The 12,271-nt window shown below is 69.4% G+C and carries 11 protein-coding genes and 1 tRNA gene; 4 read left to right on the top strand and 8 right to left on the bottom strand.

Annotation, left to right across the window (positions count from 1 at the left end; genetic code table 11):
• Positions 1 to 27: 27 nt before the first annotated feature.
• Positions 28 to 912 carry a hypothetical protein gene (locus tag COA07_RS02760; RefSeq protein ID WP_245841963.1) on the bottom strand — a complete coding sequence of 295 codons (885 nt, stop codon included), beginning with the start codon at positions 910 to 912 and terminating at the stop codon, positions 28 to 30.
• 329 nt (positions 913 to 1,241) lie between these two features.
• Between COA07_RS02760 and dksA the strand changes: the two genes are divergently transcribed.
• The 3 genes from dksA to COA07_RS02745 all read left to right on the top strand — a co-directional run bounded on the left by dksA (position 1,242) and on the right by COA07_RS02745 (position 2,259).
• Entirely contained in the window at positions 1,242 to 1,709 is a 468-nt protein-coding gene (gene dksA, locus COA07_RS02755; protein ID WP_066709870.1) for an RNA polymerase-binding protein DksA, read from the top strand.
• An 89-nt stretch (positions 1,710 to 1,798) separates the two neighbouring features.
• Complete coding sequence (locus COA07_RS02750) at positions 1,799 to 2,104, top strand: PilZ domain-containing protein (protein ID WP_245841962.1); 306 nt, start codon at positions 1,799 to 1,801, stop codon at positions 2,102 to 2,104.
• Between the two features lie 71 nt (positions 2,105 to 2,175).
• A tRNA-Leu gene (locus COA07_RS02745) sits at positions 2,176 to 2,259 on the top strand.
• Positions 2,260 to 2,655: 396 nt separating this feature from the next.
• On the opposite strand, the gene COA07_RS02740 is transcribed toward COA07_RS02745, so the two are convergent.
• The 3 genes from COA07_RS02740 to COA07_RS02730 form a co-directional block, all read right to left on the bottom strand.
• Complete coding sequence (locus COA07_RS02740; protein WP_066709875.1) at positions 2,656 to 3,888, bottom strand: M20 metallopeptidase family protein; 1,233 nt, start codon at positions 3,886 to 3,888, stop codon at positions 2,656 to 2,658.
• 67 nt (positions 3,889 to 3,955) lie between these two features.
• Positions 3,956 to 4,555 carry a peptidylprolyl isomerase gene (locus COA07_RS02735; protein ID WP_066709877.1) on the bottom strand — a complete coding sequence of 200 codons (600 nt, stop codon included), beginning with the start codon at positions 4,553 to 4,555 and terminating at the stop codon, positions 3,956 to 3,958.
• Positions 4,552 to 5,085 carry a hypothetical protein gene (locus tag COA07_RS02730; protein ID WP_066709879.1) on the bottom strand — a complete coding sequence of 178 codons (534 nt, stop codon included), beginning with the start codon at positions 5,083 to 5,085 and terminating at the stop codon, positions 4,552 to 4,554. Before COA07_RS02730 ends, COA07_RS02735 begins: the two co-directional genes overlap by 4 nt.
• A gap of 125 nt (positions 5,086 to 5,210) precedes the next feature.
• On the opposite strand from COA07_RS02730, the gene COA07_RS02725 reads away from it, so the two are divergent.
• Complete coding sequence (locus tag COA07_RS02725; protein ID WP_066709882.1) at positions 5,211 to 5,519, top strand: phasin family protein; 309 nt, start codon at positions 5,211 to 5,213, stop codon at positions 5,517 to 5,519.
• A gap of 7 nt (positions 5,520 to 5,526) precedes the next feature.
• Here the strand turns inward: COA07_RS02725 and COA07_RS02720 are convergent, their stop codons facing one another.
• From COA07_RS02720 to COA07_RS02705, 4 genes are read right to left on the bottom strand one after another with little or no spacing between them, the layout of a single operon-like run.
• The gene (locus COA07_RS02720; protein WP_245841961.1) at positions 5,527 to 6,027 is read right to left on the bottom strand and encodes a GNAT family N-acetyltransferase; all 501 of its coding nucleotides are present in this window, start codon (positions 6,025 to 6,027) and stop codon (positions 5,527 to 5,529) included.
• Positions 6,028 to 6,085: 58 nt separating this feature from the next.
• Positions 6,086 to 7,642 carry an efflux transporter outer membrane subunit gene (locus tag COA07_RS02715; protein ID WP_066709884.1) on the bottom strand — a complete coding sequence of 519 codons (1,557 nt, stop codon included), beginning with the start codon at positions 7,640 to 7,642 and terminating at the stop codon, positions 6,086 to 6,088.
• Complete coding sequence (locus COA07_RS02710; protein ID WP_066709887.1) at positions 7,639 to 10,959, bottom strand: multidrug efflux RND transporter permease subunit; 3,321 nt, start codon at positions 10,957 to 10,959, stop codon at positions 7,639 to 7,641. The genes COA07_RS02715 and COA07_RS02710 overlap by 4 nt, the downstream gene beginning before the upstream one ends.
• A gap of 7 nt (positions 10,960 to 10,966) precedes the next feature.
• Complete coding sequence (locus COA07_RS02705) at positions 10,967 to 12,211, bottom strand: efflux RND transporter periplasmic adaptor subunit (protein ID WP_083956813.1); 1,245 nt, start codon at positions 12,209 to 12,211, stop codon at positions 10,967 to 10,969.
• Between the last annotated feature and the right edge of the window lie 60 nt (positions 12,212 to 12,271).

The raw sequence follows: 12,271 nt of genomic DNA, 5'->3' as shown, positions 1-12,271 counted from the left end.
TCTGCCCGACCTATCGAGGGTGGGCGATCAGGAAGCCTTCGCCGACAGGCGGCGGCGCGCGACCAGTGCGGCGGCGGCCGCGCCGAACAGCAGGATCATCGGCGGAGCCGGAACGGGTGCGGGATCGCCGCTGCTCGTCCCGCTGCTGCTGGGCGGCTTGGGATGCGGATGCCAGCCATGGCTGGAACTCCACCCCTTGGAACTGGAGCCGTAGGAGGACGACGAGGACGAGCTGGACGTCGAGGAGGAGGTCGACGACGATCCGCTGGTCGAACTGGACGACGAGGTCGAGGACGACACGTTGCCCGACGACGACGTGGAGCTGGATACGTTGCCCGAGGAGGACGACGAGGTCGAGCTGGACACGTTGCCAGAGGACGAGCTGGACACGTTACCCGAGGAGGAAACGTTCCCCGACGACGAGATGATGCCCGACGACGAGACGTTGCCCGTGGAGGACACGTTGCCCGACGACGTCGAACTGGCGACCGCGCCGGAGGACGTCGAGGACGACCCGCTGGTGCTGGACGTCGAGGACACGACGATGCTCCCGCTGCTGCCGCCACCCGAACCGCCGAAGAAGCCACCGGCGAAGAACCCGCCGCCGCCGAAACCGCCGCCGCCGAACCCGCCCGGATCGCTATAGCCGCCGCCACCGGAATAGGCCGGGGCGGGGGGCAACGGGACCGGTGCGGCCTGCGTCGCGATCGTCACGGTGGCGGGGGGGCAGGCCGCCCCGGCGCGCACGACGCGGCGCAGCTTCGTCGCCGGGCCGGCGACCGAGCGGCGCACGACGCGCGTCGTCGCCTTCTTGGCGAAGACCGTCCGCCCCTTGGTTTCCGCCACATGCACCGCCCCGCCGCCGATCAGCGCCCCACCGCATGTGCAGGCACAAAGTTTCGCCAGGGCCATCCGCACGGACATAGGTTTCTTCTTTCGTTGACGGCGCGCTGCCCGCCGCTGGGTCGATGCAAAGAGATTTCGTCATGCCGACAAACGCGGAATAATCCCTTAAGGGCAAGGGCGTTTACCTTGGGCGCCCCCGCGACTGTCCCATGGCGGGGCATTTTCTTCGAAACGGGCATGTCGTCCAGCCGGCCCCGTTCAGCGCCCCGACAGCGGCTTCGTGCGACAGTCGGGCTGCTCGCTTGTCCCCGGCGTCGCGGCTCTCTATAGGCGCGGCCAAGCGGGGGCGCCGAGGGGAGGACGAACATCCCCGGGGCGCGGGCGGGAGCAGATCGATGGCGACGGCAGTGGATCGAATCAAGGACGAACCCGGCGAGATTGCGGTGCCCGATGTGGTGGCCGACGACGGCTATCGCCCCAGCGCGGACGAGCCGTTCATGAACCCGCGCCAGCAGGCTTATTTCCGTCGCAAGTTGCTGGAATGGAAGGATGCGATCCGCCGCGAATCGCAGGGGACGCTGTCGCAGTTGCAGGTCGATTCGTTGCGCGAATCCGATCTGACCGATCGCGCGTCGAGTGAGACCGACTGGTCGCTGGAACTGCGCACGCGCGATCGCCAGCGCAAGCTGATCTCCAAGATTGACGCCGCGCTGCGCCGCATCGACGAGGGCGAGTACGGCTATTGCGAAGTAACCGGCGAGCCGATCAGCCTGGGCCGGCTGGAAGCGCGCCCGATCGCGACGATGACGGTCGAGGCGCAGGAGCGGCACGAGCGTAACGAAAAGGTGTCGCGCGACGACTGATCGCGCGGGGCGGTAACCTTCGCTTTACGTTCGCGGCGGTACGGCCATGCCGTAGCCAACGACAGGGCAGGGCGGCGCGGACGCAGATGGTGAGCGACATTCCCCAGGGTGAGCCGACCGGCGGCCGGCGTGCGATATCCGCGACGGTCGCGCTGCGTGTGGCGGGGGTGGCCGGCTCGGCGATGGTGCGCGTGCGCAACCTGTCCGCCGGCGGCCTGATGGCGGAACTGCCCGATCCCTTGTCCCCCGGCAGCGCGGTGGAGATCGACGTGCCGGGCGTCGGCTGGGTCGCTGGCCATATCGTCTGGCAAACCGAGGGCCGCGCGGGCGTCGCCTTCGACAGTGCGATCGATACCGATGCGGTGGCCCTGTCCGGCCCGTCGCTTCGCGACTGAAGAACCGACGGATCGACCGACACCACTGGACCGGCGCGGGCAACCGTGCCAAAGCCGCGCGACCTTCGCACGCGGGCGTGGCGGAATGGTAGACGCAGCGGACTCAAAATCCGCCGGAGCAATCCTTGTCGGTTCGAGTCCGACCGCCCGTACCAGCAGAGCGCGCCGTAGCGTTTAGATGTTCCCAGGCGATCGCTGGAAGTGGTCGGCGCGCCTCACGGTCGTTGCTTTTGCGGCACCATGGATGCCGGCTCTCGCAGGACCTTTGCAAAACCCACGCCGTCATGCGGGACTTGTTCCGGCATCCATGTTTCCGCACACTGGCAAGCATCTGCTTTCGCGGAACAGTGGACCCCGGAACAAGGCTCTCCTGAGCGAAGCCGAAGGGTCCGGGGTGACGGAGGGGAGCGGCGGGAGCACCGACTTTTCAAAGGTTTCGCGCGCACCCTGGGCCATGTTTCCGCACGAGCAAGGGCTTGTGCGTTCGCGGAAACGTGGATGCCGGAACAGGTCCGGCATGACGGAAGCGGGTCGCGCAGCGTCCGCGCCGTTCAGTCCAGGCCGTGTTCCAGGAAGCGTTCCGCCAGCGCGCAGTGCATGGCCACGCCCTTGGCCATCACCGCTTCGTCGATGGTCATGCGGGTGTTGTGGAGCGGCGGGTTGGTGCGCGGGTCGCTGCCCTCCGCGGCGACGCCGATGAAGGCCATCGCGCCGGGCACGTCGCGCAGGACGTAGCTGAAATCCTCACCGCCCATCATCGGGGCGGGCATCGTGGACCAGCCGCGCTCGCCGCTGATCGTGCCGGCAAGATCGCGCATCAGCGCGGTGGCGCGCGGATCGTTCATCGTGACCGGATAGCCTTCCTCGATCGACGTGTCCGCGGTGCAGCCGTGCGCGGCCGCAATCCCCTGCGCGATCTGGTGGAAGGCGGCGCGCATCGCCTCTCGCGTCGTTTCGGACAGCGTGCGCAGCGTGCCCATCAGCTTGACCTCGCCCGGGATGATATTGTGCGAGGAGCCGGCGTGGATCTGCGTGATCGTCAGCACCGCGGGGTCGGCGACGGGGACGCGGCGGGCGACATGCTGTTGCAGCGCGGTGACGATCGCGCAGGCGACCGGGATCGGGTCGATCGCCTCGTGCGGCATCGCGGCATGGCCGCCCTTGCCGCGGATCGTCGCGAGCACGGTGTCGGTGGAGGCGAGCAGCGCGCCTTCTCGCCCGACGAACACGCCGGCTGGGGCGTTGGGGGAGATGTGCAGCGCGAACGCCGCTTCGGGCCGTGCGATGTCGAGCAGCCCGTCGGCGATCATGTGGCGCGCGCCGTGATGGCCTTCCTCGCCCGGCTGGAACATGAAGACGATCGTGCCCGCCAGTTCCTCGCGCCGCGCGCACAGCGCCTTGGCCGCGCCGAACAGCATCGCGGTATGCGCGTCATGGCCGCAGGCGTGCATCGCGCCGGGAATGATCGAGGCGAACGGCAGCCCGGTTTCCTCGGTCATGGGCAGCGCGTCCATGTCGCCGCGCAGCAGCACGGTGCGTCCGTTCGAACCCGCCGCGCCGCTGCGCCCGCCGCGCAGGATCGCGACGAAGCCGGTGGTGCTGGTGCTGTCGTGGATCTCCAGCGGCAGCCCGGCGAGCGCCGCCTTCGCCTTCTGCGTCGTCAGCGGGCAGTGCAGCCCGACCTCAGGCTCGGCATGGATCGCGCGGCGCAGCGCGACGACATCGGGGAGCAGATCGGCGCCGATCGCGGTCCAGTCGGTGCGGGTGGCGAGGGTGGTGGTCATCGGACAGGCTCCTTATGGTGCCCGTTGTAACCGTTCCGTCATGGCGCCCGCAAGCGCCCGCCCGTCGTCAGGGCAGGCGGCGGGCGCTTTCGATGCGGATCGTCGGGGCGAGCATCTGCCCCTTCATCACGCCATCGCCCAGCGTCGGCGACGTCGGCGCGACGAGGATGCGGCGGATCACGTCCATCCCCTCCAGCACGCGGCCGAACACCGCGAAGCCGGGGTCGGTGCCCTTGGCGTCCATTGAGGTGATGTCGCCGACCACGACGAAGAAATCGCCCGCCGCGGTTCCCGGCGTGGCCATCGCCATCGAGACCGCGCCGTCGACATGGCTCAGCCCGGTCTGCGTCGTGGGTTCGTGGCGCACCGGCGGCAGCGTCCGCTTCGGATCGTTGCGGGTGCCGAACTGGACAAGGCCGTAGCCGTCACCCACCTTCACCGCGCGATAGAAGGCGACGCCGTCGAGCTTCCTCTGATCGACGTACTTCAGGAAATTCGCGGCGGTCGCGGGGGCGGCCTTGGTGTCGACGCCGATCACGATCGGCCCGGCGGCGGTGGTCAATTGCACGCGCGTCAGGGTGACGGGGGTGGGGGCCGTCACCGGCGCGACCGGCGCGGGGGTCGCAGCCGCTGCCTGCAGCGCGGCGGCGAGCAGCGCGGCGATCATGCCGCGGTCCGCGGTGCGCGCACGATCATCACCGGGATGTTCGCGCCGTCGTGCCCGCTGATCTGCAGGACGTAGCGCCCCGGCGTCAGGCGGAAGTCGACCATCTTGCGGATACCGGTGCACATCGGGCCATGGCCATGCGCGCTGGACGCGAGTGCGCGGCCGGCGCGCACGACGTCGATCCAGGCCGGCGCGCCCAGCGCGACGCGATAGGTGCCCGCGCGTGCGACCTGGAACAGCGCCAGCCCCGCATAGGGGGCATTGTCCGGCACGGCGCGGCCGGGCGCTGCCGGCAGCGTCGCCGCGTCGATCGTGCCCAGCCGCACATCCGCCGCCTGGCCGATCACCATCACCGGGGCGGAGCGCGTCGTGGCGCCCGCGACCAGCGGCGCGCGATTGCTCCACCGCGCGAGTTCCGCGGGCATCGCCACGCGCACCGTGGCGCAGCGCGGATCGGTGGCCGGATCCTGCGCGGCGGCGGGAAGGGCGGCGAGCAGCGCGGGCAGGCACAGCAGCGAAATGGGGCGCATCACGATCTCCTTCTACGGGCGCAGCGTGGCTCTTGCCAGCCATCTGTGGCGAAGACGGGGCGATGCAACAAAGGATCGCGCTGCCGGTTGATCGGGCAGGACAGCACGACATGGGGAGAGGACGAATGGATCACCAGACCACGGGCATGGGCGCCGACGCGGCGGCCGCGATGAAGGCGGGCGGCGAACGGATCGCCGAGCAATCGTCCGCACTGGGCGTGACGATGATCGACCAGGCACAGGCCAATGCGCAGGAGGCGTTCGCTGCGATGCGCGCCGCCGCGCAGGCCAAGGATCTGTCGGAGGTGATGCAGATCCAAGGCGACTACCTGCGCGCGCAGGGAAAGAGATCGATGGACCAGGCGCGCCAGATCGGCGAGCTGATCATGTCGTTCGGTCGTGCGGCGGTCACGCCACCGCAACGCGGAGAGTAACGCCGCTTCAGGATAGCGTGCGGGCCAAAAGGACCAGATCGTGTGCACGTCCCGATCCGTCGCGGACGTGCGCGCGCAATTGCGCTTCGGTCTCGAAGCCGAGTGCCGCGAACAGCGCGATCGCCCCCGACTGATCCGCCGTCATCGCGGCAGTAAGCTTCGCCAGGCCCCGGTTGGTGGCGACGCGCATCACGCCCTCCAGCAGATCGCGCCCCAGCCCCGCACCGCGGCGGTCGGCCGCGACCAGCAGGCGAATCTCACCGACATGCGCGCTCCACCCCAGCGGATCGCGGACCAACGCGGCGGTACCGACCAGCACGTCATCCTCCAGCGCGACCAGCCCGTCGATCCAGCCGTCCTCGATCGCGGTCAGCCATGCCGCGATGACGCGCGGCTGGCGCAGGTCGCGGCCGAGGAACAGCAGGTCGTGTTCGGGCAGTGCGTTGGCGAAGGTCTGCATCGCCAGCCGGTCGTCGGCGCGAAAACGGCGAATCCGATAATGTCCCACTGGCGCCGCTCCCGGTTGCGGCCGAAGCGTCCGCGACCCGGGCGCTGCCGTCAAGTCGCTACGGCTGCTGGGTTTGCTGCGGCGATGCTGCGCCCGGTGGTGCAGCATTGCGCAGGGTCGGGCCGCCGGCTGACGCGTCGAGCAGCGAATCGCCGCCCAGCACGCGATACAGCGTGACCAGATTGGTCGCGCGCACCAGTTGCGTCGACACCAACGTGCGCTGCGCGCTGTACAGCTGACGCTGCGCGTCGAGCGCGGACAGGAAGGTGTCGATCCCCCCGCGATAGCGCGCGGTGTTGAGCGTCGCGGTATCCTGCGCCGCGCGGTAGAAGCGCTGGTTGGCGGACAGCTGGTCCGCGATCGTCCCGCGCCGGGCGAGGGCGTCGGCGACTTCGCGGAACGCGGTCTGGATCGTTCCTTCGTAGCTGGCGAGCGCGGCGTCGCGCTGCGCCTGGCTGAGCGCGACATTGGCGCGCGCGGCGCCGCCCGCGAAGATCGGATAGCTGGCGCTGGGCGCGACCGAATAGGTGAACGCCCCGCCGGTGAACAGGTTGGAGAGGGCGGTGCTGGCGAAGCCCAGCAGCCCGGTCAGCGAGATGCGGGGGAACAGCGCGGCCCGCGCCGCACCGATCTCCGCATTGGCGGCGCGTAGCGTATATTCGGCCTGCACCACGTCCGGCCGGCGCAGCAGGACGCCGGAATCGAGACCGGCGGGCAGTTCGCCGACGGTGGCGGCCGCTTCCTCGATCCCGCGCGGCAACAGGGCGGGATCGACCGGCGCGCCGGTCAGCAGTTGCAGCGCGTTGACGTCCTGCGCCAGCGCGGTGCGCTGCTGTGCCAGATCGGCTTCCGCGGTGGCAAGCACCTGTTCGGCCTGACGCAGGTCGGTGCGCGGCGCGATACCGCCGCGACGGCGCGCGTCGGTCAGCCGGACGTTGTCTCGCGCGTTCTGCGCGGTCTGCTGCGCCACGTCGAACAGGCTCTGGTCGGCGGCATAGTTCAGCCACGCGGTGGCGATGTCGCCGACAAGCGTCAGCCGGGTTGCGCGTGCGGCGGCTTCCTGCGCGAAATAGCGCGACTGCGCCGCCTGCGTCAGCGAGCGGACCCGGCCGAACAGGTCGATCTCGAACGCGGTGAGGCCGAGCTGCGCCTGGAACGTGCTGCGCCCGCCGCCGACAACGGTCGTCCCGCCGGTGCCGTTACCCGTGCCTGTGCCGCCGGTACCGGTCCCGCCGGTGCCGGTGCCGACACCCGGCACGACGGTCGCCCCCCCGCTGCCGCCGTCGCGATAGCTGTAGCCGGCATTGGCGTTCACCTGCGGCAGCAGATCGGCACGCTGGATGCGATATTGCGCGCGCGCCGCCTCGATATTGGCGACCGCGATGCGCAGGTCGCGGTTGTTGGCCAAAGCAGTGTCGATCAGGCGTTGCAGCCGCGCATCGCGGAAGATGTCGCGATAGGTGACCGTCGGCAGCGCCGCCTCGCTCTGCCGCAGATAGGCATCGCCGGTCGGCCATGACGGCGGCACCGGCGCGGCGGGGCGGACGTAGGTGGGCGCCATCGAGCAGGCGGGCAGCGCAACCGCGAGGAGTAGCGGGGACAGGCGGCGGATCATCGCGAAGGCTCCGGTTGCGGGGCGGGCAGCGCGGGGCGCTCGAGCGGCGCGGGCAGCTGCGGCGGCGTATCGCCACCGCCACTACCGCCGCCGGGACCGTTGTCGCCGTCGCTGCCGCCATCGCCGTCCTGTCCGCGCGGGCCGGTGCCGCCGCGCAAGCCCTTCAGACCATCGCGGAAGCCGCGACGCACCAGGACGAAGAACAGCGGGATGTAGAAGACCGCCAGCACCGTCGCGGTCAGCATCCCGCCGATCACCGACGTCCCGATCGCGATACGGCTGTTCGCGCCCGCGCCGGTGGAGATGGCGAGCGGCAGCACACCGAAGATGAACGCCAGGCTGGTCATCAGGATCGGGCGCAGGCGGATCCGCGCGGCCTCCAGTGCGGCGTCGATCACGCGCTTGCCCTGGCGTTCGGCCTGTTCGGCGAACTCGATCATCAGGATCGCATTCTTCGCCGCCAGCCCCATCGTGGTCAGCAGGCCGATCTGCAGATAGACGTCGTTGACCAGCCCGCGCAGCGTCGTGAACAGCACCGCGCCGATCAGCCCCAGCGGGATGATGAGCAGTACGGCAAGCGGGATCGACCAGCTTTCGTACAGTGCCGCCAGGCACAGGAACACGACCAGGATCGACAGTGCGTAGAGCAGCGGTGCCTGACCCGACGACAACCGTTCCTGATAGGACAGACCCGCCCAGGCGATGCTGGTGCCGGGGACCTGCGCGGCCAGTTCCTCGATCCGCGCCATCGCGTCGCCCGAACTGCGGCCGGCCGCGCCCTGTCCCTGCAATTCGTAGGAGGAGATGCCGTTGAAGCGCGACAGCGTCACCGGTGCCTGCGTCCAGCCGATCCGCGCGAAGGCGGAGAAGGGCACCATCTGCCCCGCCGATCCGCGGACGAACCATTTGTTCAGGTCCTCCGGTTCGGCGCGATAGGGCGCATCGCCCTGCACGAACACGCGCTTCACGCGGCCGCGGTCGATGAAGTCGTTGACGTAGCGCCCGCCCCAGGCGGTCGACAGCGTGGCGTTGACGTCCGACTGGTTGAGACCGAGCGCGGACATCTTCTGCTGGTCGATATCGATCTTCAGCGTGCCGACGTCGGGCAGCTCCGACAGGCGAACGGAGGCGAGCACCGGATCGGCATTGGCGGCCGCCAGCAGGCGGTCCTTGGCATCGGCGAACGCCTGTTCGCTCAGCCCGCCACTGTTGAGCAATTCCATCGTGAAGCCGTTCGACTGGCCGAGGCCACGGATCGCGGGCGGGACCAGCGCGAAGACGCGCGCGTCGCGAAAGCCGCGGAACGCCGCCGAGGCGCGCGCGACGATCGCGTCGGCGGTATTCTCCTTGCCGTGGCGGTCGGCCCAGTCGGCGAAGTTGAGGAAGCCCTGACCGGTATTCTGGCCGCTCGCACCGCCGCCACCGCCGCCGCTGACGGTGAACATGGTCGTCACGTTCTGCGCCTCGTGCCGGGCGAAATATTGCTCGACCTGCTTCTGGATATCGAAGGTGCGGCCCTGCGTGGCGCCGGCGGGCAGCTGGATCTGGATGCTGGCGCTGCCCTGATCCTCGGTCGGCAGGAAGCCGGTGGGCAGGCGAAGGAACAGCACGGCCAACAGCGCGACCGTCGCCGCATAGACGATCAGCCAGATCGCCTTGTGGTCGATGACGCTGCGCACGCCCGCTTCGTACCGCTGCACGCCGCGATCGAACCGGTCGTTGAAGCCGTCGCGCGCGCGTTCCAGCAGGTGCGCGACGCGCGGCGCCTTGCGTGCGATCCACCCCTGTTCCAGCGGGTCGCCCTGTTCGTCGTGCTTCTGCTTCAGCAGGGTCGCGGTCAGCGCGGGCGACAGGATCAGCGCGACCAGCACGGACAGCACCATTGCCGAGACGATGGTGAGCGAGAACTGGCGGTAGATCACGCCGGTCGACCCGCCGAAGAATGCCATCGGCAGGAACACCGCCGACAGGACCAGCGCGATCGCGACGAGCGCGACGGTGATCTCGTTCATCGATTCGATCGTCGCCTCGCGCGGGGTCATGCCGGGGTTCTCCTCCAGCAGCCGCTCGACATTCTCCACCACGACGATCGCGTCGTCGACCAGCAGGCCGATCGCCAGCACCAGCCCGAACAAGGTCAGCGTGTTGATCGAGAAGCCGGCGACGTAGAAGACCGCGAACGTGCCCAGCAGCACCACCGGCACCGCGATGGCGGGGACCAGCGTCGCGCGCCAGCTTTGCAGGAACACGAACATGACGATGACGACGAGGATGATCGCCTCGATCAGCGTCTTGACCACTTCCTCGATCGACAGCTTGATGAAGGCGGTGGTGTCGTTGGCGAAGGCGTATTTCAGGCCGGCGGGGAAGGATTTCGATGCCTGCTCGACCTGCGCCTTGACCAGCTCGGCGGTCTTGAGCGCGTCGGCGCCGGGGGCCAGCAACACGGCGAGGCCCGCGCCGGGGTGGCGATTGACGCGGCTGCGCGCATTGTAGTTCTCCGACCCCAGCTCGATCCGCGCGACGTCATGCATGCGAACGGTCGCGCCGCTGGTCTGCGTCTTGAGGATGATGTTCGCGAATTCCTCCGGCGAGGTCAGCCGCGACTGCGCGGTGACGACCGCGTTGAGCATCTGCGTATCGGGCTGCGGCTGCCCGCCGACCTCGCCGGCCGCGACCTCGGCATTCTGGTTCTGGATCGCGGTGACGACATCGCCGGGCATCAGCTGGAACGACGCGAGCTTCGTCGGGTCCAGCCAGATGCGCATCGCATATTGCGAACCGAACACGTTGGTGTCGCCGACGCCCTGGATGCGGCTGAGCGGATCCTGCAGGTTCGACGTCAGATAGTCCGACACGTCACGGTTGGTCAGCTTGTCGGTTTCGTCATAGACGCCGACGATCAGCAGGAAGTCCGGGTTCGACTTGCGGACCACCAGCCCCTGTTGCTGCACCTGCTGCGGCAGGCGCGCGACCGCCTGCTGCACCTGGTTCTGCACCTGCACCTGCGCGATATCGGGGTCGGTGCCCTTGGCGAAGGTGGCGGTGATCGTCACCGAGCCGCGGCTGGAGGAGGACGACTGGAAATACAGCAGCCCGTCGAGGCCCGACAGCTGCTGTTCGATCACCTGGGTCACGCTGTTCTGCAGCGTCTGCGCATTGGCACCGGGGAAGGTGGCGCGCACCGACACCTGCGGCGGCGCGACGTCGGGATATTGCGCGATCGGCAGCGACAGGATCGCGCCGACCCCCGCCAGCATCACGATGATGGCCAGCACCCATGCGAAGATGGGGCGATCGATGAAGATACGCGACATGGGTGCGTCAGCCGCCCTTGCCTGCGCCCGCCGCGCCCTTTTGCTGCTGCATCTTCTTCATCTGTTCGGGCGAGGGTGGCTCGATCCGCTGCGGCGTGTTCGCGGGAACCGCGGTGATCGCCGCGCCGGGTTTCAGGTCGCGCAGCCCCTGGGTGATAATCCTGTCGCCCGGCTTCAGCCCGTCGGTGACCACCCAATAGGCGCCCTGCGTGCGCGGGGCGGTGACGGTGCGCTGCTGCGCCTTGTTGTCCGCCCCGACGACGAACAGCGTCGCATGGCCCTGCGGATCGCGGGTGATCGCCTGTTGCGGGACCAGGAAAACGTTCTGCTGGATCGCCTGCGAGAAGGTGGCGCGCACGAACATGCCGGGCAGCAGCAGTCCGTCGGGATTGGGGAAGCGCGCGCGCAGCGTCACTGCGCCGGTCGACGGATCGACGACCACCTCCGCGAATTCGACCGTGCCGGTGCGGCCGTAATCGCTGCCGTCCTCCAGCTTGAGCCGGACGGTCGCCCGCGCCAGGGTGACTCCACCCGACGCCAGAGCGCGGCGCAGCGCGAGCAGGTCGGCGGCGGATTGCTGGATGTCGACGAACATCGGGTCGAGTTGCTGGATCGTCGCCAGCGGATCGGCCTGCGTCGCGCTGACCAGCGCGCCGACGGTGAACAGGGAGCGCCCAATCCGCCCGGTGATCGGCGCAGGAACGGTGGTGAAGCGTAGGTTGACGCTCGCCGTCTCCAGCTGCGCGCGGTTAAGCGCGATGCTGGCCGCGGCCTGCCGCTGCGAGGCGACGGCGTCGGTGTAATCCTGCTTGCTGACCGCCTCGATCTCGGCAAGCGGGCGGTAGCGGTCGGCGCGGACCCGGGCGGCTTCGAACTGCGCCTGCGCATTGGCGACGCCGGCGCGCGCCTGATTGGCGGCGGCGCGGTAGAGCGAGGGGTCGATCTGGTACAGCGGCTGGCCGCGGCGGACGATCGATCCTTCCTCGAAGAAGCGGCGCTGGATCACGCCCGACACCTGCGGTCGCACTTCCGAACTCTGGAAGGCCACGGTCCGGCCGGGAAGTTCGGTGGTCTGCGCGACAGCAGTCGGCTGGACGACGACGAAGCCGACCTGTGTCGGTCGACCCTGGCCCTGGCCCTGCGCGCCCTTGCCCTTGCCCTGCGCGCCGTCACCGGCACCGGCACCGCACGCGGACAGCGCCAACAAACCGGAGGCAGCCGCGACGCACAACGACGCCCGGCTCGACAGCATCCGCATCCGCCTTGTCACCCTTCCATAACCAGCCACGTACCGCCCCGCCGGGACGCGGCC

The sequence above is a fragment of the Sphingomonas adhaesiva genome, assembly GCF_002374855.1.
Taxonomy (GTDB): domain Bacteria; phylum Pseudomonadota; class Alphaproteobacteria; order Sphingomonadales; family Sphingomonadaceae; genus Sphingomonas; species Sphingomonas adhaesiva.
The sequence above is the reverse complement of the archived record's forward strand: the minus strand, read 5'-3'. Positions and strand labels throughout refer to the sequence as shown.

Coding starts and splice junctions, on each gene's coding strand:
- COA07_RS02735 (WP_066709877.1), bottom strand. CDS start 4,555: ATGATCGCCGCGCTGCTCGCCGCCGCGCTGCAGGCAGCGGCTGCGACC.
- COA07_RS02730 (WP_066709879.1), bottom strand. CDS start 5,085: ATGCGCCCCATTTCGCTGCTGTGCCTGCCCGCGCTGCTCGCCGCCCTT.
- COA07_RS02710 (WP_066709887.1), bottom strand. CDS start 10,959: ATGTCGCGTATCTTCATCGATCGCCCCATCTTCGCATGGGTGCTGGCC.
- COA07_RS02760 (WP_245841963.1), bottom strand. CDS start 912: ATGGCCCTGGCGAAACTTTGTGCCTGCACATGCGGTGGGGCGCTGATC.
- COA07_RS02740 (WP_066709875.1), bottom strand. CDS start 3,888: ATGACCACCACCCTCGCCACCCGCACCGACTGGACCGCGATCGGCGCC.
- COA07_RS02705 (WP_083956813.1), bottom strand. CDS start 12,211: ATGCTGTCGAGCCGGGCGTCGTTGTGCGTCGCGGCTGCCTCCGGTTTG.
- dksA (WP_066709870.1), top strand. CDS start 1,242: ATGGCGACGGCAGTGGATCGAATCAAGGACGAACCCGGCGAGATTGCG.
- COA07_RS02725 (WP_066709882.1), top strand. CDS start 5,211: ATGGATCACCAGACCACGGGCATGGGCGCCGACGCGGCGGCCGCGATG.
- COA07_RS02715 (WP_066709884.1), bottom strand. CDS start 7,642: ATGATCCGCCGCCTGTCCCCGCTACTCCTCGCGGTTGCGCTGCCCGCC.